The sequence below is a fragment of the Vibrio sp. QJM3NY_27 genome (assembly GCF_057785955.1).
In genome coordinates this window covers 439852-463266 of record NZ_CM173511.1, presented here as the reverse complement: position 1 = coordinate 463266, position 23415 = coordinate 439852, and the positions used below count along the sequence as shown (strand labels likewise).

General features: G+C 44.9%; 21 protein-coding genes. 8 read left to right on the top strand and 13 right to left on the bottom strand.

All coding sequences use genetic code 11. The annotated features are described in order from the left end of the window. Window positions 1-44: 44 nt before the first annotated feature. Together AC3CIA_RS02100 and nudF are read right to left on the bottom strand one after the other, a co-directional pair. On the bottom strand, window positions 45-485 hold the full coding sequence (locus AC3CIA_RS02100; RefSeq protein ID WP_008222561.1) for a DUF1249 family protein: 441 nt from the start codon (window positions 483-485) through the stop codon (window positions 45-47). 4 nt (window positions 486-489) lie between these two features. Beyond that, window positions 490-1119 (bottom strand): ADP-ribose diphosphatase, encoded by a 630-nt coding sequence (nudF, locus tag AC3CIA_RS02095; RefSeq protein ID WP_054547827.1) that lies wholly within the window; start codon window positions 1117-1119, stop codon window positions 490-492. A gap of 227 nt (window positions 1120-1346) precedes the next feature. Here nudF and tolC point away from each other — a divergent pair, with 227 nt between their 5' ends. Beyond that, a complete protein-coding gene (gene tolC, locus AC3CIA_RS02090) occupies window positions 1347-2657 on the top strand; it encodes an outer membrane channel protein TolC (protein ID WP_065207219.1) in 1311 nt (436 codons plus the stop codon). Between the two features lie 114 nt (window positions 2658-2771). Here tolC and hldE read toward each other — a convergent pair whose 3' ends face one another. The 3 genes from hldE to AC3CIA_RS02075 all read right to left on the bottom strand — a co-directional run bounded on the left by hldE (window position 2772) and on the right by AC3CIA_RS02075 (window position 8684). Then, window positions 2772-4202 carry a bifunctional D-glycero-beta-D-manno-heptose-7-phosphate kinase/D-glycero-beta-D-manno-heptose 1-phosphate adenylyltransferase HldE gene (gene hldE / locus AC3CIA_RS02085; protein WP_488518452.1) on the bottom strand — a complete coding sequence of 477 codons (1431 nt, stop codon included), beginning with the start codon at window positions 4200-4202 and terminating at the stop codon, window positions 2772-2774. A gap of 122 nt (window positions 4203-4324) precedes the next feature. Further along, window positions 4325-7174, bottom strand: a complete 2850-nt coding sequence (glnE, locus tag AC3CIA_RS02080; RefSeq protein WP_488518451.1) for a bifunctional [glutamate--ammonia ligase]-adenylyl-L-tyrosine phosphorylase/[glutamate--ammonia-ligase] adenylyltransferase — start codon at window positions 7172-7174, stop codon at window positions 4325-4327. Window positions 7175-7427: 253 nt separating this feature from the next. Continuing rightward, window positions 7428-8684 (bottom strand): methyl-accepting chemotaxis protein, encoded by a 1257-nt coding sequence (locus AC3CIA_RS02075; protein WP_017084751.1) that lies wholly within the window; start codon window positions 8682-8684, stop codon window positions 7428-7430. A 97-nt stretch (window positions 8685-8781) separates the two neighbouring features. Here AC3CIA_RS02075 and AC3CIA_RS02070 point away from each other — a divergent pair, with 97 nt between their 5' ends. Next, entirely contained in the window at window positions 8782-9531 is a 750-nt protein-coding gene (locus AC3CIA_RS02070; protein WP_488518450.1) for a potassium channel family protein, read from the top strand. 51 nt (window positions 9532-9582) lie between these two features. Here the strand turns inward: AC3CIA_RS02070 and AC3CIA_RS02065 are convergent, their stop codons facing one another. After that, on the bottom strand, window positions 9583-11100 hold the full coding sequence (locus AC3CIA_RS02065) for a CYTH and CHAD domain-containing protein (protein ID WP_488518449.1): 1518 nt from the start codon (window positions 11098-11100) through the stop codon (window positions 9583-9585). A 207-nt stretch (window positions 11101-11307) separates the two neighbouring features. Here AC3CIA_RS02065 and AC3CIA_RS02060 point away from each other — a divergent pair, with 207 nt between their 5' ends. The 3 genes from AC3CIA_RS02060 to AC3CIA_RS02050 all read left to right on the top strand — a co-directional run bounded on the left by AC3CIA_RS02060 (window position 11308) and on the right by AC3CIA_RS02050 (window position 14196). Next, window positions 11308-11988 (top strand): TIGR00153 family protein, encoded by a 681-nt coding sequence (locus tag AC3CIA_RS02060; protein WP_004735960.1) that lies wholly within the window; start codon window positions 11308-11310, stop codon window positions 11986-11988. A 128-nt stretch (window positions 11989-12116) separates the two neighbouring features. Further along, window positions 12117-13379: an inorganic phosphate transporter gene (locus AC3CIA_RS02055; RefSeq protein WP_017077661.1), complete on the top strand. Its 1263-nt coding sequence runs from the start codon at window positions 12117-12119 to the stop codon at window positions 13377-13379. Window positions 13380-13584: 205 nt separating this feature from the next. Then, on the top strand, window positions 13585-14196 hold the full coding sequence (locus AC3CIA_RS02050; protein WP_054547835.1) for a TIGR04211 family SH3 domain-containing protein: 612 nt from the start codon (window positions 13585-13587) through the stop codon (window positions 14194-14196). Between the two features lie 129 nt (window positions 14197-14325). Here the strand turns inward: AC3CIA_RS02050 and AC3CIA_RS02045 are convergent, their stop codons facing one another. Continuing rightward, window positions 14326-15309: a general secretion pathway protein GspB gene (locus AC3CIA_RS02045; protein ID WP_488518448.1), complete on the bottom strand. Its 984-nt coding sequence runs from the start codon at window positions 15307-15309 to the stop codon at window positions 14326-14328. Next, window positions 15309-16979, bottom strand: coding sequence for an ExeA family protein (locus AC3CIA_RS02040; RefSeq protein WP_488518447.1), 1671 nt, complete (start codon window positions 16977-16979; stop codon window positions 15309-15311). Before AC3CIA_RS02040 ends, AC3CIA_RS02045 begins: the two co-directional genes overlap by 1 nt. Before the next feature lie 36 nt (window positions 16980-17015). On the opposite strand from AC3CIA_RS02040, the gene AC3CIA_RS02035 reads away from it, so the two are divergent. Continuing rightward, window positions 17016-18332, top strand: a complete 1317-nt coding sequence (locus AC3CIA_RS02035; protein WP_488518446.1) for a multifunctional CCA addition/repair protein — start codon at window positions 17016-17018, stop codon at window positions 18330-18332. Between the two features lie 99 nt (window positions 18333-18431). Here the strand turns inward: AC3CIA_RS02035 and AC3CIA_RS02030 are convergent, their stop codons facing one another. The 3 genes from AC3CIA_RS02030 to folB are packed head-to-tail and all read right to left on the bottom strand — an operon-like array spanning window position 18432 to window position 20089. Further along, entirely contained in the window at window positions 18432-19235 is an 804-nt protein-coding gene (locus AC3CIA_RS02030) for an undecaprenyl-diphosphate phosphatase (RefSeq protein WP_004735967.1), read from the bottom strand. Between the two features lie 15 nt (window positions 19236-19250). Continuing rightward, window positions 19251-19733 carry a 2-amino-4-hydroxy-6-hydroxymethyldihydropteridine diphosphokinase gene (gene folK, locus AC3CIA_RS02025; protein WP_054547839.1) on the bottom strand — a complete coding sequence of 161 codons (483 nt, stop codon included), beginning with the start codon at window positions 19731-19733 and terminating at the stop codon, window positions 19251-19253. Beyond that, window positions 19730-20089 carry a dihydroneopterin aldolase gene (gene folB / locus AC3CIA_RS02020; protein ID WP_004735969.1) on the bottom strand — a complete coding sequence of 120 codons (360 nt, stop codon included), beginning with the start codon at window positions 20087-20089 and terminating at the stop codon, window positions 19730-19732. The genes folK and folB overlap by 4 nt, the downstream gene beginning before the upstream one ends. Window positions 20090-20227: 138 nt before the next feature. Between folB and plsY the strand changes: the two genes are divergently transcribed. Then, on the top strand, window positions 20228-20824 hold the full coding sequence (gene plsY, locus AC3CIA_RS02015) for a glycerol-3-phosphate 1-O-acyltransferase PlsY (protein ID WP_004735970.1): 597 nt from the start codon (window positions 20228-20230) through the stop codon (window positions 20822-20824). 92 nt (window positions 20825-20916) lie between these two features. On the opposite strand, the gene AC3CIA_RS02010 is transcribed toward plsY, so the two are convergent. Together AC3CIA_RS02010 and tsaD are read right to left on the bottom strand one after the other, a co-directional pair. Further along, entirely contained in the window at window positions 20917-21732 is an 816-nt protein-coding gene (locus AC3CIA_RS02010) for an alpha/beta fold hydrolase (protein ID WP_054547840.1), read from the bottom strand. A gap of 179 nt (window positions 21733-21911) precedes the next feature. After that, window positions 21912-22928 carry a tRNA (adenosine(37)-N6)-threonylcarbamoyltransferase complex transferase subunit TsaD gene (tsaD, locus tag AC3CIA_RS02005; protein WP_004735972.1) on the bottom strand — a complete coding sequence of 339 codons (1017 nt, stop codon included), beginning with the start codon at window positions 22926-22928 and terminating at the stop codon, window positions 21912-21914. Between the two features lie 258 nt (window positions 22929-23186). Between tsaD and rpsU the strand changes: the two genes are divergently transcribed. Then, window positions 23187-23402, top strand: a complete 216-nt coding sequence (gene rpsU / locus AC3CIA_RS02000; protein WP_004396009.1) for a 30S ribosomal protein S21 — start codon at window positions 23187-23189, stop codon at window positions 23400-23402. Window positions 23403-23415 lie beyond the last annotated feature (13 nt).

Sequence of the window (23415 nt, the reverse complement as noted above, 5' to 3'; positions counted from 1 at the left end):
ACGTTACTGTTTAGACTTTAAAAGTGTTGTTTAAGTAGGTTCAATTAAAAGGCAATTGGGGTTCGGCTGATACCCGTTTTTAAACAAAACGTTAACCATTCCCCAAGAAATTTATTCAATTGAAATTTCTCGTCCTTTTGCAAAAGCTTAGTGTTGGGGTAGTCATATTTCGCTTTGACTCGCGAAAAATCCCCGCTAGCGCACACTTCTGCAACTCGAGCGTCGTGATATAGCCTGACAGACATTTTTGGCAAAGGAAACACTGGCATCGCGTCACTCTGACATATATCTATTAAAGTGGTGTATTTTGTGACCTCATTCACTGTCAATTGATACACCATATTAACGGCTTGGTAACAGCGAACGTCACCAACCTCATGCCCAACCGGTAACAGAGCGTTAAGTTTGGCATAGTTAGTCTCGTAAACTCGCATCAATTCAGCAAGATCAACATGATACGGTTTTTTGACTGCTATATTTGGCATGACGTTAATCTATCCACTCTGACTGTAATTCTTGGTAGTTCAATTGTAGCCACTGTAGCGCAATGATCGTGGCGCCATTTTCAAACACACCGTCTTTTACCAACTGATAAGCCGCTTCGCGACTCATCACTTGCACACGAATGTCCTCACCTTCGTAGTCCAATCCGTGTACCCCTTTGGCTGTCGTTGCATCAACACTGCCAACAAATACGTCGAGCTTTTCTGAACAACCGCCAGATGAAGGGTAATACGAAGTGATAGGCAATACAGATCCGACTTCAACGCCCGCTTCTTCCATCGCTTCACGTCGGGCGACATCTTGTGGTGATTCATCGGTATCAATAATCCCAGCAACAATTTCGTATTGCCATGGGTTCTCATGCTCTAGAGCACCAACACGGATCTGTTCAACGATCACCACTTCATCACGAATAGGATCATAAGGTAACAAAGCGGCAGCATGTCCACGTTCAAACATCTCGCGCTCTATTGGTTGGCTCCAGCCCCCCTCAAACAGCTTATGTTTAAATGTGTATTTAACCATTTTGAAAAAACCACGAAACAGCGTCTCTTTTGAGACTATTTCCACATCTTGAGGAGTAAACTCATGTCGTTGATTGTCATACTGTTGCATTTGGTACCTCACTAAGTGATCTTTATAGTTTACTCATTGTCCGAGTTAACTACCAAGGATAAGGTTCAACTTTTTATATAAAATTTATAATTAAAGTTAAGTTTTAAAAAATAAATATTGCACAAGTGGATAGTTAAATGTAAAAAAGTGCAAAGTTTCGAGTAAATTACCACCAAACTGGGTTAAACTCTTTTGAAGAAAATTCCATTAAAGGCAGGAATAGGAAAATGAAAAAACTGCTTCCACTATTTATCAGTGCAGCAATCGGCAGCCTGAGTTCATCAGCTTTTGCTGATACGCTAGCTGAAGTTTACGACCAAGCAAAACAGAACGATCCACAACTTCTTCGTTCCGCAGCGCAGCGCGATGCCGCTTTTGAAGCAGTAACGTCAAGCCGTAGTGATTTGCTACCACAAATTGATTTAAGAGCTAACTACGATATCAACCGTGGTGATTTAAGCGATAAAAACAATGACAATAACCAATGGGGAGCTGGGATTTACTTTTCTCAAGAGCTCTACCAACGCTCTTCATGGATCACGCTAGATACGGCAGAGAAAACTGCTCGCCAATCTGATTCAGCGTACGCGGCAGAGCAACAAGCTTTGATCCTACGTGTAGCAACGGCATACTTTGAAGTACTTCGAGCTCAAGATAACCTAGAATTTGTTCGTGCAGAGAAAGCCGCTGTTGCTCGTCAACTAGAACAAACAAAGCAGCGCTTTGAAGTAGGTCTTTCAGCAATCACCGATGTACATGATGCGCAAGCTCAGTACGATGGCGTTTTAGCTGATGAAGTTTTAGCAGAGAACACTCTGATTAATAACTACGAAGGTCTACGTGAGATTACAGGTCAGGAACACTCTAACCTAAGCATCCTAGACACTGATCGTTTCTCAGCAAGCAAATCTTCTGAATCTGCAGCAGCACTTGTTGAACAAGCAGAGCAAAAGAACCTGAGCCTTTTAGCATCTCGTATTTCTCAAGATGTAGCGAAAGATAACATCACACTAGCAAGTTCTGGTCACCTACCAAGCTTGACGTTAGATGGTAGTTACTCTCTTGCGGATCAATCAAATAGCTCAAATAATTACGACCAAGATAACCTAAACCTAGGTTTGAACTTAGTTGTACCTCTATATACGGGTGGTAATACAACTTCTTTGACTAAACAGGCTGAATACAACTACGTTGCAGCAAGTGAAGATCTAGAAGCCACTTATCGTAGCGTTGTAAAAGACGTTCGTGCATTCAATAACAACATCACAGCTTCGATCGGCGCTCTACGTGCTTACGAACAGTCTGTTGTCTCTGCTCAGTCTGCTCTAGAAGCAACAGAAGCAGGTTTTGATGTCGGTACTCGTACTATCGTTGACGTACTAGATTCGACTCGTCGTCTATACGATGCGAACAAAAACCTTTCAGATGCTCGTTACAACTACATCCTAAGTGTGCTTCAGCTTCGTCAAGCCGTCGGTACGCTAAGCGAACAAGACATCGTTGATGTAAACGCAGGTCTAAAAGTAGCAAGTAAGTAATTCTTAATTACTCAGTTACCGTTACAAAAATGCCGCTCATTGAGCGGCATTTTTATTATCGGTTAAAAGCGATATTTACTGCCTAGCTAAAAGCTTAACGCCAAAAACTAAGAACTAACCTCGACCACCTTTAATCGCTTTAATGATTTCAGTCGTAGAGCAACCATCTTCAAAGTTAAGTACTTTCACTTCACCACCAGCCGCAATCACTTCTTCACCACCAGCAATCTCTTCAGGTTTGTAATCACCACCTTTCACTAGAATGCTTGGTAGAACCTCAGAGATCAAACGTTGAGGTGTATCTTCAGAAAACGGAACCACCCAGTCAACCGCGCCTAAGCCAGCCAATACCGCCATACGACGATCAGTTGGGTTCACAGGGCGACCTGGACCTTTCAAACGTTTGACTGATTCATCAGTATTCACTGCAACGATCAAACGATCACCCAGCTCAGCCGCGTGGTTCATGTAGGAAACATGGCCGGCATGCAGAATATCAAAGCAGCCATTGGTCATAACCACTTTCTCGCCTTTCGCACGAGCACGCTTCACCGCTTCAACTAGTGCGGCTTCAGAGATCACGCCGTAGTCAGTGTCTTGGCTACCATGAATCGCTTCCGCTAATTCAATCGTAGACAACGTCGATGTACCAAGTTTGCCAACTACCACACCAGCAGCAGCGTTCGCTAATGCACACGCTTCATCCAATGGCTTACCAGCAGCCACAGAAGCCGCGAGTACCGAGATCACCGTATCACCCGCACCTGTCACGTCATACACTTCTTTCGCTTGAGTCGGCAAGTGGAATGGCGCCTGATCTTTACGAAGTAGCGTCATACCATGCTCGCTACGAGTCACTAACAAAGCTTCAAAGTCGTATTTTTCGATCAAGGCAATGCCTTTCTCGATAAGATCTTCTTCTGATTTGACCTTACCTGCAACCAGCTCGAACTCAGCCATATTTGGCGTAAGCAAAGTTGCACCACGGTATCGCTCTAAATCAGCACCTTTCGGATCGATAAATACCGGAACCTTTGCTGCGCGTGCTTTTTGAATAAAACTTTGCACATGCTCCAAGGCACCTTTTGCGTAATCAGATAGGATCACCGAACGTACATTAGGAAGCGCTTGTTCCATGCGAGACAGAACTAACTTAGGATCCGTGTTCTCGAATTTGTCTTCAAAATCAAGACGGATCAGCTGTTGACCTCGACTCATTACTCGCAGTTTAGTGATAGTTGGGTAATCGTCCAACTCAACAAAGTCGCACTTAACATTGAGCGCTCCTAAGGTGTTTTTTAACACCTCAGCGGGTTCATCTTTACCAGTTAAACCAACGACATGAGCATGACCACCAAGAGAAGCAATATTCATTGCTACGTTGGCAGCACCACCAGGGCGCTCCTCGTTATTTTCTACTTTCACAACGGGTACAGGTGCTTCTGGTGAAATACGGCCAGTTGGACCATACCAGTAACGATCAAGCATTACATCACCGACAATAAGAACACCTGATTGGCTGTAGTCAGGTAGAATTGGTTTCATTATTGATCTCCAAAAATCAAATCTGGCTAGAGTCTAGCACACTGATTACAGAGGCTAAACCATAGAAAAATTAGCAAACGCTTACCGAAATAAGGGCTGTGTCATACAAGCCATAACTAGGGTTAAGCTTCCATCCACTGCTTCCATGCTTGAACAACATGTTCTCTTTCCATCTCAAACTTCTCAATCGCCACATCCGCATCAAGGTTGAGTAGATTACGGTGATGGATTTCATCTCTTAACGTCGTATAGACGTTGGTTAATGCGATGCCTTGTTGCTCATCCATAATCCCTTGCGACAACAAGCTTTCAAAGATTCGTACATTGTCACACCAACGGGTGAGCTTAGGTTTTTCGTTGCTGTATCTCAGCACTAAGTATTGCGCCAAAAACTCAATATCAGTAATACCGCCCGCATCTTGTTTCAACATGAATCGATCGGCTTTTTTACCGCCTAAATGACCGCGCATTTTTTCACGCATATCCACAACAGACTTTTTGAGCGTTGCCTCATCACGAGCCAAGCACAGAACCTCATGGCGAGTTTTGTTGAATGCCGAAGCCAATAAGTCATCGCCGTAAATCATGCGAGCGCGAGTTAGAGCTTGGTGCTCCCAAGTCCACGCATCATTGTGCTGATACTCGTCAAAGGCATCCGTTGGACTAACCAATAGACCAGAAGCACCTGAAGGGCGCAGACGTGTATCAACCTCATACAAAATACCGGAAGCGGTTCTCGTTGAGAAAATATGAATAATTCGCTGTGCCAATCTTAAATAGAACTGGCGTCCATCAATCTCTTTCTTACCGTCAGTATAGATGTGTACCGGGCAGTCGTGCATGAACACGATATCGAGATCGGAGTTGTAGCCCAGCTCCCAGCCGCCAACTTTGCCATAACCAACAACTGCGAAGCCGCGGCCTTCACGATCTTTTACATGAGTCGGTTCACCAAACTTGGCCGATACTTGTAACCAAGCTTGGTTAATACCCGCCTCAACAATCGCTTCGGCTAAATAGGTAAGGTGATCACTGACCTTCATAACAGGTAATGCGCCCGCAATATCCGCGGCAGCAATTCTCAGGATACAAGTCTGCTTAAACTGACGCAGACCTTCCATCTGTTGCTCCATATCATCTTCAGGAATTCGAGCTAGGTAATCTCTCAGCTCAGTTTTGTAAGACTCTAAAGGTACTGGATTATAGAGTTGTTGAGGGTCAATAAGTTCATCTAATAGAATTGGATAACGGCCAAGCTGCTCCGAAATCATCGGGCTCGCAGTACATAAACGAACTAACTGAGTTAACGCGGCTGGGTGCTCATCCAATAGCTCAAGGTAAGTGGTACGCGTGACTATTTTATGGAGAAGGTGCAACACTCGAGACAAACCAAACTCTGCATCCTTGGCGGTGTACAACGCCTGGAACACTTTAGGCATCAAGCGATTTAAAACCTCTCGCCCACGTGGTCCAAGGGTTTTCTTCGCTAAATCCGCTTTAAATTGGATAATGGTTTTCGCCGCTTCCAGCGGGTTAGCAATCGCGATGTCATGCTCAAGAACCTGCTCAATCACGTCTTGCTTATGGGCCATATCCCACAGTTCACTAAAGTGGCTCGCGATTGGATTGGCGTCGTCTTCATCGACACCAATCAGATCTTCGAAAACAGTATGTACATTCGCCATATGAACACGAGTTGCCGTAATCAAACTATCCCAATCAGAAAATTGCATTGCGACAGCGAGCTGCAGTTGCTCAAGCTCACCATCTGGTAAGGTTTGAGTTTGCTTGTCAGACATCGCTTGCAATAAGTTTTCAAGGCGACGTAAAAACAGGTAGGCCTCACGTAAATGACCGACTTCTTTGGTCTCTAATAAATTGAGAGACTCAATAGCACTTAATGTTTCTAGTAACCCTCGACCACGCAGACTAGGCTCACGCCCGCCACGAATCAATTGGAAAACTTGCGCAATAAATTCAACTTCACGAATACCACCAGAACCAAGCTTGATGTTATTGGAGAGGCCACGACGGCGAACTTCACTGCTGATCATCGACTTCATTCGACGCAGAGATTGAATGGCACTGAAATCGATATAACGACGAAACACAAACGGGCGCAGCATCTGGCGAAGCTCTTGATATTCAGGGTACATTTCACTACCCATCACTCGCGCCTTAACCATCGCGTAGCGTTCCCAATCTCGGCCTTGTTCTTGATAGTAATCTTCTAGCGCAGCGTAACTCATGACCAGTGGACCACTCTCACCGAATGGACGCAGACGCATGTCTACTCGATAACAGAATCCATCAAAGGTTTGCTGATCAAGCGCCTTGATAATCCGTTGCCCTAAACGCGTGAAAAATTGGGCGTTGGCGATACTTCGTCGTGCCCCTTGGGTTTCACCATTTTCAGGGTAAGTAAAAATCAGATCGATATCAGAAGAGAAATTAAGCTCACCGCCACCGAGCTTGCCCATACCGATGATCAACATCGGCTGCGCTTCACCCTGATCATTACAAGGTGTGCCCCACTCTTTACAGCAAATATCGTACTGCCACTGATAGGTCTCGAAGATCATCGCCTCTGCCAACATCGATAGATGGCTTAAGCTCTGCTCTAGCTCCCACTCGCCCAAAAAATCACGCCAAGCAATGTAGGTCATTTCTCGATTACGGAATTGACGCAGCACACGCTGGCCACTCATTTCATCGGCACAACCTGAAAGTAACTCGGCTAATCGCTGACGATACCCTTCAGCACGCTCTTCACATGCCAGCATATCAGGTAGAGAGTTGGATAAAACCGTATCACGCTGTAAGCAATCAGCAACAAAACAACTTAAACCGAGTACACGTTTAAGATCTTCAATCATTGGCTCTGGCCAAGCATTGATGGCTTCACTTTGATGCTCTAATAATTGCTCAAAAGCAGACTGGGAATGCGTGGTGAGTTGAGAAGGCAATGGCATGTTTCTTCCTTGTGTAAGCTGCGCGCCGAACAATTGGTTCTGTTCTTTAGTAAATAGTTTTAACAGGCAAGTTTAACAACGAGCTTTGAGAACCTGTTTTAATATCTAAGGATAAGTTATACCAAAGTTACGCCAATAAAAAACGCCCACATTAGCAATGTGGGCGTTTTATCGGTTAACTTATCGAATCGGGTCTTTCCTAGCTATCGAATACTAGAAGTACCTCTGAGGAATAAAAGCCAAGATCCCATGATTAAACCTTAAATTGTTTAATCTTACCGTCCAGTTCTTGCGCGTTGGTTTCCATGAGCTGAGAAGTCTCTAACAGTTCACCAACGACCACTACAGAGGCTTCAACAAGCTCACGAACATTCGTTAGGTTTACACTCATCTCTTCAGCAACACTGCTCTGTTGGCCTGCAGCGGTCGCGATCTGGAAGTTCATATCATTGATTTGGTTGACTTGGCTTACGATGCCATCTAGCTCTGAACCAGCATTGGTTACCAGATCAACGCCTTCAGCCGCTTCTACAACACTCTTCTCCATCAACTCTACGGCTGAGTTAGCGCTGCTTTGTAGGTGACTGATCATGTCTTGAATCTCGACTGTCGCTTGTTGAGTACGCTGCGCAAGGTTACGAACCTCATCGGCAACAACCGCAAAACCACGTCCCGCTTCACCTGCACGCGCGGCTTCAATCGCTGCGTTCAGTGCTAACAGGTTCGTTTGTTCTGAAATACCTTGGATAGTACCCACAACGCTACCAATTGAGTCAACGCGCTCTTCTACTTGGTTTACCGCTGCTGCAGATGCTGCGATATCTGAAGATAACTCACTCATCTTAGAAACTGAGCCTTGAACGAACTTCTGACCAGTCAATGCTTGGCCTGATGCCTGTTCAGTCAATGAAGAAGCACTTTGCGCATGCTCAGCGACAGTTTGCACGGTAGACGTCATCTCACTCATTGCTGTCGCTAGCTGATCGATCTCGTTGAACTCTTCTTGAGCCGAATCTTTGGTTTCTGACATGCTAATGGTCATCACTTCTGTCAGAGCGAATAGCTCGTCAGAAGAAGCCACTTGAGTTTTGATCATGTCGTTCAGTTGGACGCGAGTTTTTTCAAGCTCGCGTGCCACATCGCCGTATTCATCTTTACAGTCCATTTCAATCGGCACTGATAGATTCTTATCGGCCATGGTTTTAATGGCGTCATTAAGGTACTGAGTTTGGCGAAGCATAACGCGCGCCGCCGCTAATAGAAGAACCACAAACACAATGATCATCAAGGCTGTTTGCCAAGCCACTTGAACTAGGTAAGTCTCATAATGCTGCTGTGCAACTTGCGCATTATTGGTTACAGCAAGCAATGAATCGTAAAACGTACTTGCGTCCCATAACTGCTTCGAAATGATCAAGATAGTGCTGAATATCATCAGCATGACCATTTTTGGAACGAGACGAACGTCAGAGATTATCCTTTCCCACGGCTTGAATGACAGTTTAGTCATTGTCAGTTCTCCATTAATTCTTATATATTGATGGCTTCTATATCCGCGAGGTGGCTATGTCAGTCAAAGTTCGCGATTTATTTTGAGCCTCGTATGAATGTCAAATAGTATCAAAGACACAACCAAGCCGATGAGCTTATTATCACTGATTCTCTCTTTCTTAGCGTTATTTGTGATCTCAGGCTTATTGTTTGCACCGATTGATAAAGAATCAAAACAAGTTCTTATCGGCCTCGATTTTATAATCTGTAGTGTTTTTCTTTTTCAGCTCACGATTGATCTATTGAGATCACAAAATAAGAAAGAATATCTAAAAGTACACTGGATCGATTTCTTAGCAAGCATCCCAATGATCGAACCACTTCGTTTCGCTCGCATTTTTCAGATCCTGCGTGTCATTCTTGTGCTCCGCTCGGGTAAACGTGTTTTTAGAGAGCTGTTTCGTAATCGCAAAGAAACCACACTCGCCTCAATTATTCTGCTACTGGTTATTCTCCTAACCATAGGAGCAGGAACAATCCTGCTGTTAGAACACAAAGATCCCAATGCCAACATTACCACTGGCCAAGATGCTTTGTGGTGGGCTTTCGTTACCATCAGTACCGTAGGGTACGGCGATCATTACCCCGTGACGAACTCAGGGAAATTAGTCGCCTCTCTGGTGATCATTTGCGGTGTGGGTGTTTTTGGTATGATTTCAGGCTTGATTACTTCTCTGATCACCTCCCCCACTCACCATGAGAATCAACGAGCAGAAAACAAAGAGAAGCATCTTGAAAAGATCATAGAGCAACAACAAAAAATACTAGAGCGACTAGAAAAGCTCGAGCAACAAACAAAAAAATAGGGCCGAAGCCCTATTTTCAAATTCATACTTATACTGATATCGGTATTGAGTTTAGTCTTGCCAGTATGGCTCAACCTCAACGCTGATTTGTCGTGTCTGCTCCATCGCATGCAGAATAGACACTTCTTGGCGAGCCAACCAACGCTCTAGCTGAACCTTCTCATCGCCTTCCAACTTCTCAGTCAAAGGCTCTAACGTTTTAAGTGCCAGCAAGTCATCAATGCCTTGCACCATATCGGCCCATGGCAAACGGAAGCTGTTTCGTTCATCGTCATTATACAAGCTCGCGAAACCAACGCCAGAATACAGATTACGCATCAAACGGTATTGCTGATCAATATACGCTTGGCTGGTCATCACTCGCTCTGGCGGGAAAGCTTCCATCAAATCGGCCCATGTACGATCGAGTTGCTGCACGGAAAACCATTCGATACCACGAGCCATTTGCTCACGTGCCTTTTCATCTAAGAAAGGTTGCCAGCCACGAGACAAGATCCAACGGCTCAGATCTAATAATAAACCGGTGTATCGAGCAGAACTCAGCAAGGTCAGAAGGTCTTCACGATCTGGCAGTTGCTCTTGCATCTCTTTAAGCTCAGCGACCAAGAACTTACGTGCATCTAGCTTACGCAGCACGTGACCTTTATCTTCGAGTAAATCTTCGAAGTGGTCATAACTTTTTAGCCAATCAAGTTCTTGCTCAAGCCACTTAAGTTCTTGGCGTAAAATAGCACTCGCGCGTCTTGGAACAATGTCACCATAGATAGTGAAGGTTTGACGAATAAAACTTAGCGAATGGCTTATCTCATGTAACGCTTCAATCGATTGACGCTCAGTAAAAATCTGCTCGTGAGAGTGCCAATGAGCGAGAGCATGCTCTAAAGATTGAATGAAACATGATTCAACAGTATCACTTTTGTCAGTATCAACTAAGGTCAAAGGAGTGACTTCATCTCCTTGATAACCTTGAGCAAGGCGGTAACCTTTAGCAGCTTTGCTGAGATTCCCCAAACGCATGCCACCTTGTTCGCAGAATTGACGAGACAATGTAAATAGAGCATCCGTTTGACCCGATTTAAGTTCCAATTCGACTTCGCAAATCGGTTCTTGCAGATCGCCTGACTCAACGAAGCCTTGGTCGAACGCAACCTCAACCTGGCTGCCATCTGGCATACCAATCAACCACTGCTCACGAGTGAAGTTGGTAGAGAACAGAGGAGTCAGCTCAGTTTGCAACGTTTCGATGTCTTTACCCGCTGGCCAGATATCCTCTGGATGTAGGGCTAGCTTAGGTTCATTGCTATCGTGTTCTGCATTGTATTCAGGCCTTTGATGTAGACCAGCAACCACACGACCAGCCGTCTTTACGGTTTGTACAAATACGTCATCAAAACGTCGAATACGAAAGCCAATATCGTGCTTACGTAGCCAGTTGTCAGGGGTGTCAAAGTAGATGTTACCTAGCTCGCGACAACTGTGCTGAAGTACTTTAGTTTCAGCAATTTTATTGCGTAAAGTCTCTGAAAAATCAGGAGAAACAAAAAACTTCAGTTCTATCTCGGTTTCCATAGTTATACCTTTCTGTGAAGATAGGGACAGGATATTGCCAATTTGAAAACTCAGCAAGTCAGAAATATCGCCCTTATGATGATCTAAAACAGTTTTAATGAGACATTGATTAGGTTAACATGCGCGACTTTGTAGCCATCGCTTAACATTTCACCATGAATATGGTGTATGTTGTTTTAAGGTTATTATTTATTAGGTTGGATGACCATGCCAGTAAATACAATTATGGGGTTATTTGCAAAGTCCCCAATTAAACCTTTGCAGCGTCACGTAGTATGCGTGAACGAATGTTGTTCTCACCTAGTTAATTTCTTTGAAGTTTCTTCAAAGGGTGACTGGGAGAAAGCATCAGAAATTCGAGCTCAAATTTCTCACCTTGAGAAAGAAGCTGACGTACTAAAACGTGAAATTCGCCTTAAACTTCCTCGTGGTTTGTTTATGCCAGTTGATCGCACCGATATGTTGGAGCTATTAACTCAACAAGACAAACTCGCAAACCTAGCGAAAGACATTGCTGGCCGTGTATATGGTCGTCAACTTGTCATTCCTGCTCCAATGCAAGAAAACTTCATCGCTTACGTTAAACGTTGTCTAGATGCAGCGAACCAAGCACAAAACGTAATCAATGAATTAGACGAATTACTTGAGACTGGCTTTAAGGGCCGTGAAGTAACACTCGTTGCTGAAATGATTCATCAGTTAGATGTAATTGAAGATGACACGGACGCGATGCAGATCGAATTACGCCAACAATTAATGGCGATTGAAGACGATATGAATCCAGTTGACATCATGTTCTTATACAAAATTCTTGAATGGGTTGGTGGTATTGCAGATCAAGCACAGCGTGTAGGCGCTCGTCTTGAAGTAATGCTTTCTCGATCTTAAATCATACGCTAACTATATAACGAAGAGCATTTTTTAACCAAACCACTTATGCGCTGAGTATTCCTCTCGCTGAGCGGTTTTTTGCGTCTAAATTTGTTCCGCTTGTTATCAAACAACTAGGTATTACGATGGATATCCTTGCTAACTACGGCACTGTCCTGATTATTGTTGCAGCAGCTTTCGGTTTCTTGATGGCTATTGGTATTGGTGCAAATGACGTTGCGAATGCAATGGGCACTTCAGTAGGCTCTAAAGCTCTAACCGTTAAACAAGCGATCATTATCGCAATGATCTTTGAATTCGCAGGTGCTTATCTTGCGGGCGGCGAAGTAACAGACACGATCCGTAAAGGTGTTATCGAAACGTCTCTATTCGCTCATCAACCTGATGTACTTGTGTACGGCATGATGTCGGCGCTGCTGGCTGCTGGTACATGGTTGCTTCTAGCATCATACATGGGCTGGCCAGTATCAACGACTCACTCAATTATCGGTGCAATCATCGGTTTTGCTTGTGTGTCTGTAGGTACAGAAGCTGTAGATTGGAACAGCGTTCAAGGTATTGTGGGTAGTTGGATTGTCACACCGTTGATTTCCGGCATCTTCGCCTATCTTATTTTTGTCAGTGCCCAACGACTGATATTCGATACAGAAAATCCGTTGTTTAACGCTAAGCGTTTTGTGCCTGTGTACATGTTCATTACGACAATGGTTATTGCACTTGTAACAATCAAGAAAGGTCTTAAGCACGTTGGCCTTCACCTAAGCGGCACTGAAGCCTGGTTATGGGCAGCTGGTGTTTCTGCTCTAGTCATGGTTGGCGGTTACTTATACATTCAAAAGAAATTTGCTAATCGCGAAGAAGACCATGGCTTTGCTGGCGTTGAAGGTATCTTCAGCGTACTAATGGTTATCACAGCTTGTGCGATGGCATTCGCACACGGTTCAAATGACGTTGCGAATGCGATTGGTCCACTGTCTGCTGTTGTTTCAACGGTTGAGCACATGGGTGAAATCTCAGGTAAGAGCACTATCGCATGGTGGATTCTTCCACTAGGTGGTATTGGTATCGTTGTTGGTCTTGCTACCATGGGTCATAAAGTAATGGCAACCGTGGGTACTGGTATTACAGAACTAACACCTAGCCGTGGCTTTGCCGCTCAACTAGCAACGGCATGTACGGTTGTACTTGCTTCTGGTACTGGCCTTCCGATTTCAACCACGCAAACATTGGTTGGTGCGGTTTTAGGTGTCGGTTTTGCTCGTGGTATCGCAGCACTCAACCTAGGCGTTGTGCGTAACATCGTTGCTTCGTGGATTGTAACGCTACCTGCAGGTGCTCTACTTGCTGTTGTGTTCTTCTACGCAATTCAGGCTATGTTTACTATGTAATAGCCCTGGCGTTAGTAAATATTAGCGTCAGAAAACGGTGAGCTTCGGTAATGATATGTAAATACCATGTCATTATTGACTCAAACGCACAGAAAGGGAGGCTTTGCCTCCCTTCTTTGTTGCACCGCATAAAGAAACTAAATATTATTTGCTCATTGAGGCTGACTCATACGCCTACCCAATTTGAATCGTTAAGGGATTTACTGTGAAAAAACTGATTAGCTTAGTTTTGCTCGCAATGCTTGCGGCTCCAGCTGCCTTTGCACAAGACCGTTATATTGCTGACAAACTATTTACTTATATGCATTCTGGCCCAAACAACACATTCCGTATCATCGGTAGTGTTGATGCTGGTGAAAAGATTACTTACCTACAAACTAACAAGAGCACGGGTTACACCCAGGTTCAAGACAGCCGCGGCCGTAAAGGCTGGGTAGAAAGTAAGTTTGTAAGCACTCAAGAAAGCATGGCTCTGCGTATGCCTAAGCTAGAGAAAGAGCTAACTGAAGTTAAAGGCAAGCTAGCGAATGCACGTCAAAGTGCTGACAGCGAAAAAGCTGGCCTAGCGAGCTCTCTAGACTCTCGTAACAAGCAAATTTCTGAACTTGAGCAAAACTACAGCGAGATTAGCCAACAACTTACGAGCTCTCAAACAGAGAACCGTGAGCTACGCGCTAAGCTAGACACTCAAAAAGATGATCTACTACTGAAATACTTTATGTATGGTGGTGGTGTTGCTGGTATTGGTCTACTTCTTGGCCTTGTCCTGCCACACATTATACCTCGTCGCAGAAAGTCACCAAACGGCTGGTCATAAGCTGATCACTCTACCTGTTTGGCTTATCTTGCGCTAAACAGAGTAAATTCAGTATCGAATATCAAAAAGGAGCACCTCGGTGCTCCTTTTTATTTGTCTGTTCTCTAAGTCACTGGGGCTATCTAGCTTTTAGCCTTTCCACTCGTACAGAGCGGGGATTTCTATTTTCTGTTGATTGAACTCGATAATCACTGATTGTGGCTTAATTTCCAGTAATTGAATGTCTTGTCCAATCCAATCTCCTTGCGCCACTTCTTGGCCATTCACTTTGACCCAGCGCTTGGTTTCACTACTCGAATACATGTGAGTTTGCAGGTCTAGCTTAGGTAATACCCCAGATAAACTATTGCTGTGAGACTCTAATTCTATGACCTGAGCCCCTACCTGCCCTGCTGGACGTGAGTCCATTGGCTCAGGTGCGCTTTGTTGCTCACCCATCATTGATTCAAGCTTTAAGGCCAAATCAGGTGGTAACTCACTGAGATCTAGCCCTTGCAGTAAATCACTGTCCGATTGCAGAGTCGTATTCTCATTGCTAACACCTGGCTGAACCTCTTGCTGAGCTAGTGATAACTCTGACTCTTCTGATGTTCGCGCACTACTCTCTGAACTAGCCACAGGCACAATAGCTCCACCAGCGACATTCGTACTTTCAGAGCCAATCTGCGCATACACCTCTTGGCGTGGCAGTGCTTTCAAAGGTTGGCTTACTGGTGCTGGGCGAACTGCGAATAATACTTCATCTTCTGCATCCACTGACACAGCATCCACATTGGCTATATCAGCATCAGCGATCTGAGGCTCAAGGTCTGATTGAGATTTTGATTCAGGTAGAGCTACATAGGTAGCTTGGCTAGCCGAATTTTTTTGTTGGTTATACGATTGATAAGCCAGAACACCACCCACCAACAAAGAAGGCACCAAGATAAGGAGTAGCCCCATGGCTAACGATGAGCCTCGTTTATTGCTAATCCCTTTAACAGAACTTGGCACATGATGATTTTGGTAGCCTTTGAAGCTGGGGCTATTAAAAGATGATTGGTTAAGAGACGCTTGGTTAAGAGGCGGCTGCTTAGCAGACGACTGATTAAGCTCATGCATAATGCGTGACATTAACTTGCGCCTCCATCGAGTGACATCAACTTAGGCGAGTCGAGTTGAGCCAATCTTTGTAATCTTGCCAGCGTGCGTTTTCCTGCAATGCCATCGACTGACATGCCTTGCCACATTTGAAACGCTTCAATTTTCATTTTTAACTCATAGTCAAATACATCACTGCCCGATACGTCTTCACCCAAAACTTCAGACAATAGCAGATCAAGTAGTGCAATCGCCTCACCTTGATAACCCTCTTTGAGCGTCTCTCTGAGTGGCTGTTTCCAAATCGCGACATAATCACCTTGCCAGATTTTCTTTAAGGTACGCTTAGGCATCACCAAAAGCTTTTCGTTAACCAGGAGCTCGACAGACTCCTCAGACGCACCATAAAGCACAGCAAACACTGGCTCTTGAACAATATCCAGATTAAGGACCACGGGTACGCCAAGATCTAACAATGTATCCAAATTTGACTGTTGTTGCTCGCACACAAAGACACTTTGCGGCTCACTTAAGCACAAGCCATCACGCAGTGAAGACTGATATCCCCAGAGCGTATACAAGTCCTTAATAGCGAGAGAACGATTGGTTCCCTGCATCAAGTGCTGTTGAATATCTTGTGGTAAAGCAAACTTGGAAGGTTTTGGCTCAGCAACCAACTGAGGTTCATTCGCCACCAAAGAGCGCTGAGTCTGTGCAGACACTTCTGTTTTCATTTCACTTGAAGTCTCAGCCGACTGCCATGAATTGATATAGCTTGGAGCAAAATTAAAGGTCGCCATTGCAAGGCCGACACTTAATGTAGCAATCCCAGCGTATTGGAATAACTTGGGTACTACGTGAGAAGCTCGAGGCTTTTCGACATGATACACATCGGCCTGAAACGACATAACTTGCTGACACGCTCGGTTAACCGTTTCATTGTTCGGTAATTGCTCACCATCATGAAAAGCCAATTGCAGGGCTTTGTCACACACCAAGTTAATGAGCCTTGGAATACCATGAGTATATTGGGCGATCAACTTGATTGAACGATTCGAAAACAGCATCTGCTCGCCACCCGCCGTTTCTAAACGAAACGCGATGTACTTGCCTGTCTCTTCAGTATTAAGAGGCAGTAAGTGATAGCGACCTGTAATACGCTGTGCTAGCTGACGTAATTGAGTGGTTTGTAAGTGCTGTTGTAATTCCGGCTGGCCGACCAACAGTACTTTTAACAGCTTGCGACTGTCGGTTTCTAAATTGGTCAGAAGGCGCAGCTGCTCCAGCACATCAGCTGCGAGATGTTGGGCTTCATCAATCACCAATAAGGTTTGAATGCCTTCAGCATGACTATCGAGCAGGAAGTGATGAATGGCCTGACTCAGCTGTTTCAACGATGCTTGTTCAGGGTACTCAACCTCAAACTCATCACAGATAGCTTCCAGTAAATCCGTATTGGAAAACGTAGGGTTAAGTATAAGGCCAGCTTGAGTCTGATTATCGAGTGATGACAACATCGCTTTGGCGACCGTTGTTTTTCCTGTACCGACTTCACCAGTAAGCATCGCAAAGCCCCCACCTTCGCCTAAACCGGCTTGTAGGTTCTGCATCGCTTCTTGATGGCGCTGACTTAAAAACAAGTAGCGAGAATTTGGTACAATCGAAAATGGCATCTCAACGAAGCCAAAATATTCCTTATACATGTGCTGCCCTATAATTACGATTAATGGAAAGTACCATTGCTTGCAGTAAAGTCCAGCAGTGATAAAACATTTCGAGGTGATAAGTTGCAAATATACGATAGCCTACCAAAAGAGAATGGGCTACAACGCTACCTAGTCGGTGGAGCAGTGCGCGATAAGCTGCTCAACATTGATAGCTATGATAGAGATTGGGTCGTGGTAGGGAGTACCCCTCAAGAGATGGAAAACCTTGGCTTTACTGCAGTAGGCAAAGACTTCCCTGTATTTTTACACCCAAAGACCAAAGAAGAGCACGCACTGGCTCGCACCGAAAGAAAGTCAGGTTCGGGTTACACAGGTTTCGAATGTTACTTTGCACCAGATGTGAGTTTGGAAGAAGATCTCATGCGTCGAGATCTGACCATCAACGCCATTGCTCAAGACGATAAAGGCCAACTTTACGATCCGTACCATGGCCAGAAAGATCTCTCTGATCGTGTTCTAAGGCACGTCTCGGATGCTTTTGTTGAAGATCCTCTGCGTGTGCTGCGTGTGGCTCGCTTCGCCGCCAAACTCCATCATCTCAACTTTATGGTTGCACCAGAAACCATGGTGATGATGAGTGAGATAGTTCAATCCGGTGAACTGGCACATCTTACGGCAGAGCGAGTTTGGCAAGAGTGGCATAAATCCCTTAGCACTCCGCATCCTGAGGTGTTCCTTTCTGTACTGAAAGAGTGTGGTGCATTGGCTGTTGTGTTGCCTGAAATTGACGCGCTGTTTGGTGTACCTCAACCTGAAAAATGGCACCCTGAGATCGACACGGGCATCCACACTCTGATGGTTGCTCAACAAGCTGCGCGATTAAGCTCATCATTACCCGTGCGTTTTGCCGCTCAAGTACATGATTTAGGTAAAGGCGTCACGCCAGAAAGTGAGTGGCCAAGCCACAAAATGCATTGCCATACAGGCTTAAAAATCATTAAGAAGCTGTGTGAAAGAGTCAGAGTGCCCAATGAATTCAGAGATCTCGCACTGTTAGTTTGCGAGCAACATTCTAATATCCACCGTGCAGGCGAGCTCAAGCCAACCACCTTTCTCAAGGTTCTGAACAAGTTTGATGTTTGGCGTAAACCAGACAGGCTCAACGACATACTGCTTTGCTGCCAAGCCGATCATGCTGGTCGTAAAGGGTTAGAAGATCAGCCTTACCCTCAGAAAGCGCGTTTTGAAGTGGCTTACCAAGCAGCGCTTCAAGTCGAAGTCAAAGTGATAATTGCCGATGGTTTTAAAGGTAAAGATATTCGAGAAGAACAAGAGAAACGTAGATCCATCGCAATTGAAAATGCCCTATCAGAAATCGCTGATAATTAATCGCCATAACGCTGATTACCATGCATTAAAAAAACCGCGACTAGGCGGGTTTTTCGTTTCAATCTGTAGAGCGGAACATTTGTCTACGTAAGGCGAATGCTACTGCATCATCAAGAAAGCAAATAGACCAAAACCTAGAATCAGGCGGTAGATAACAAACGGTGTCATACCCATACGTGAGATAAGCTTCAAGAAGAAGTGAATACAGATATAAGCACTGATGAAAGAAACCACGATACCCGTTAGCAAGGTGCCAACATGGATAGGGTCACCACTGGTCACTAACTTCAAACCTAAGTAACCACCCGCCAGAGTGATGATTGGGATAGACATTAGGAAAGAGAATCGAGCCGCGGCTTCACGTGTGAAACCAAGGTAAAGTGCTGCGGTAATCGTTGCGCCAGAGCGAGACGTACCTGGGATGATCGCCATTGCTTGAGCAAGACCAATAAACAGCGCCTTTTTCCAACCCGCTTGGTATTCGTCATCACGCAGGCTTGAGTTCTTATCCACCCACCATAGCAACAGACCAAAAATAATCGTTGTCGTCGCAATCACCCACGCACTGCGCAAATAAAGCTCAACAATATCTTTCATCAACAAACCAAAGATACACGCGGGAATCGTCGCGAGAATGATCATCCACGCGAGCTTCGCTTCTTTACTACGATCACCTTTAAACACGGAACCAAAGAATGCGCTCAAAAGAGAGACCACTTCTTTGCGGAAATAGATAACTACTGCGGCCAAAGTACCAACGTGGACAGCCACATCAAAAGCCAAGCCTTGATCTTCCCAACCTAATACAGCAGAAGGAAGGATTAAGTGTGCAGAACTGGAAATAGGTAAAAACTCAGTAAAGCCTTGCACCAACGCCAACATAAACGCTTCAAAATAACTCATTACTTACCTTAAAAATTATAGTTTTATATCTACGACAGAGAGCGAATCTAATTGCTGCATCTTCTGCCATATTTCACTGACGGTTCTTCCATCTTGCGGGATCACTCTCGCAGGACACAGATCATAAAGTGGTTGTGTTACAAAAGGATATTTATAGATATCACTGCGTGGTAATTCTGGTTCGCTTTCAGAAACCACGTCTCCAAACAGCACAATATCAAGATCGAGCTTTCGATCTTGAAGTTTATGAGCATCTTGAGATCGACCCCATTTAAACTCAATTTTACGAAGTTGCTGTGAAAATTCAGTCAATGAGAGTGACGTGTCGAGCTCTATCACAAAGTTATAAAACGAATGGCTTTCAAACCCTACAGGCTCACAATGATAGATCTTAGAGCATTTAAGGTTAGTCCCTAACGATTGAAGCTCTGTCCATGCCACCCTTGCATGCTTGTCGCGGTCTATGTTCGTGCCAACACCAACATAGGCTATTGTCATGCTTGACCTCGTTCGATGATCACACCGACTGCTTTTGCTTGTGGCACTGCGCCAGGCTTCGCTAAACGGATTTTAATCCAAGGCACTGAGAACTGAGTCATGATTAATTCAGCGACTTCTTCTGCCACACGCTCAACCAATAGGAATCGGCCATTCGCAATGTGGTCAAGTACGGCAGTGCTGACTGTCGAGTAATCCAAAGCATCGACAACATCATCACTCTTACCTGCAGGGCGGTTGTCATGAGCCATTTCAATATCAAGCACAAGTTTTTGTTTAATCTCTTGTTCCCAATCGTAAACACCGATCGTTGTAATTACTTCTAGCTGTTCAATGAAAACTTTATCCAGTGCCATGACTTGTCCTTTTAGAGGTCGGATACCCATATGGGGGAAAAAAACGTATTATTCGTGTAATTCCAGATATGATATCAATTACTCTTGGATTGAGCATTATTTTCCCATCGTTAGACTTATAACCGTTTAAGGAAAAACATGACCCCTTTGGCACTTATCATGATCATTGCAGCCTATTTGCTAGGTTCAATTTCGAGTGCGGTCTTGATATGCCGAGTCTTAAGACTTCCTGATCCAAGAACGGTAGGCTCCAACAATCCAGGGGCCACCAATGTACTGCGTGTGGGCGGCAAAGGCGCCGCTGCAGCCGTGCTACTTTGTGACATGCTTAAAGGCACCATTCCAGTCTGGCTTGGCTACTACCTCAATATCGACTCGATCATTTTAGGCGTCGTGGCGATTGCTGCATGCCTTGGTCATATGTACCCTATATTCTTCCACTTTAAAGGTGGTAAAGGCGTCGCAACAGCACTCGGAGCCATCGCCCCAATTGGATTCGATCTAACGGGCATGATCATGGCGACTTGGTTGGTTGTGGCATTTTTGTTTCGTTATTCTTCTTTAGCGGCACTGGTTACTGTGTTGCTCGCACCTTTCTACGCTTGGTTAGTCAAACCTCAATACACACTGCCTGTGGCCATGCTGTGTTGTTTGATCGTCCTACGTCACCATCAGAATATTCGTCGCCTACTCGATGGCAGTGAACCCAAACTCGGGCAAAAAAAATCGGCTTAAACTGTCATGTCTAAGCCGAACCATTTTTAAACTGGGATAAATTTAAACCGACACAAGTCTCAGTCGATCAAGACTATTCAGTCTTTAAGAGCTTACAGCAGATGTTTATCTAAAAACGTCTTCAGCATTGTGTTCACAAACTCTGGCTGCTCTAGCGAGCTAATATGACCAGCACCAGGAATCACCACTAACTCACTGCCCGTAATGCAATCGTGCATTAGGTATGACTCAAGTGCCGGACGTGGCTTATCTTCTTGTCCAACGGCAATCAAAACAGGCAGTGCAAAGTTCTCTACCGCTTCAATCATATCGCGACGCCCAAACACCATTCGACCGATTCGTGCGACTTCTTCTGCTTTCTCACCCTCAAGTGACGATAGCTGCTGAGTAAAACCTTCCACTAAAGCTGGTGAGTTAGTTTGAGCATCATTGGCGAAGAACAGTGGAACAACCGCTTCTACAATCGGCTGAGGAACCATTTTGGTTTGAGTAATGGTGTCTAGCATGCTGAAGTATTTAGCATGAGCAACTTCTGGCTCTAAACCAACAAAGGTATCCATAAGTACCAGAGACTTGATTCGTGCAGGAGCTAACTCCGCCAACTCTGTTCCCCACATACCGCCAACCGATAAGCCAACCACAGAGAATTCTTCGATCTCTAAATGATCAAGCAGAGCCAAAACGTGCTGAGCGTAATCTTTCAAGTTACGCATCGAAGCTGGTGCAGCCTGTGACTCACCATGAGACCAAAGCTCTGGAACAATACAGCGATACTGAGTTTTTAATGCATCGATCTGCGGCTTCCACATTGCACTATCCCAAAGGTAGCTGTGACCTAACACAACAACAGGGCCTTGACCTTCATCTAGGTACGCCATCGACTGATTGTCTACTGTAAACTTGTTCATTGTTCTTCCCTAATCTCTATTAGCAATTATTTATCGACATATAGTCGGTAAGCTAGGATATAAAAACGGCCGCACAAGGCGACCGTTTATCGAAACACACTGGTTTATTCTGCGCTTAGCTTTTGTTGATCGATTGTTTCTTGTTGATCGACGGTTTCTCGTTGAACTATTGCTACTGGTTAAGCAATTGGCTCTAGTTGGTCAATTGGCCAACGCGGCGTGGCATGAACAGACAAATCAGCCGTTTCACCATTTTTAAGGCGTTGCATACCCGCGTAAGCAATCATCGCACCATTATCAGTACAGAACTCAGTGCGTGGGTAGTAAACCTCACCACCGATTTTCTTCGCCAGCGCTTCAAGCTCAATACGTAGCTGTTTGTTGGCACTAACACCGCCAGCAATCACGATACGTTTCATGCCCGTCTCTACCAAGGCACGCTTACATTTTATTACCAAGGTCGCACAAACGGCTTCTTGGAACGCGTAAGCAATATCAGCACGAGTTTGGTCATCATTGTCATTAGCGCGAATGGTATTTGCCGCGAACGTTTTCAAACCAGAAAAGCTCATATCTAGCCCTGGGCGATCGGTCATTGGACGTGGGAACTTAAAACGCCCCGGAGTCCCTTTTTCTGCAAGTCGAGATAACAACGGGCCACCCGGGTAATCTAAGCCCATCAGCTTCGCGGTTTTATCAAACGCTTCACCCGCCGCATCATCAATCGATTCACCAAGGATTCGGTATTCACCAATGCCTTTTACTTCGACCATCATGGTATGACCGCCAGAAACCAGCAGAGCAACAAATGGGAATGGTGGAGGATTGTCTTCTAGCATTGGCGCAAGAAGGTGACCTTCCATATGGTGCACTGGCACAGCAGGCACGCCCCACGCATAAGCAATACTGCGACCAATCGTTGCACCCACAAGCAATGCACCAACTAAACCGGGACCAGCTGTGTAAGCCACGCCATCAATGTCTTTCGACGTTAGGTTCGCTTCTGCCAATGCCGCTTTAATCAGTGGAATAGTTTTTTTTACGTGGTCACGCGACGCTAGCTCAGGTACCACACCACCGTAATCGGCGTGCAGTTTTACTTGGCTGTATAACTGATGAGAAAGCAGCCCTTGCTCATCATCATAAATTGCGATTCCTGTTTCATCACAAGAGGTTTCAATACCAATAATGCGCATAATTTTCTCGGCACGCTTTCGTCTAAAATGGGAAATTAGCGCAATATTACCCTGCCTAAGCTCTTCAAACAAATATTGTACAGACTATAATCGACAAAGTGCTTTACAAAGCCACTGTGATCGGATTAAAATTCCGCACCATTTTTGATCAAGCTGGTTAATGGCCAAACGCGAATAGAGAGTTAGCTCGATGGGTAACTTCTCTGATTTGGTACTGAGTAACCAGCGATAATGAATAACCCCTGAGGTGAAAGGCATATGCCAATAGTTAAAGTACGTGAAAACGAACCGTTCGACGTTGCACTACGTCGTTTCAAGCGCTCTTGTGAAAAAGCAGGTATCCTTTCTGAAGTGCGTCGTCGTGAGCATTACGAAAAGCCAACTACAGTTCGCAAACGCGCTAAAGCAGCAGCTCAAAAGCGTCACGCTAAAAAGCTAGCTCGCGAAAACGCACGTCGCGTTCGTCTGTACTAATAACTTAATCCAT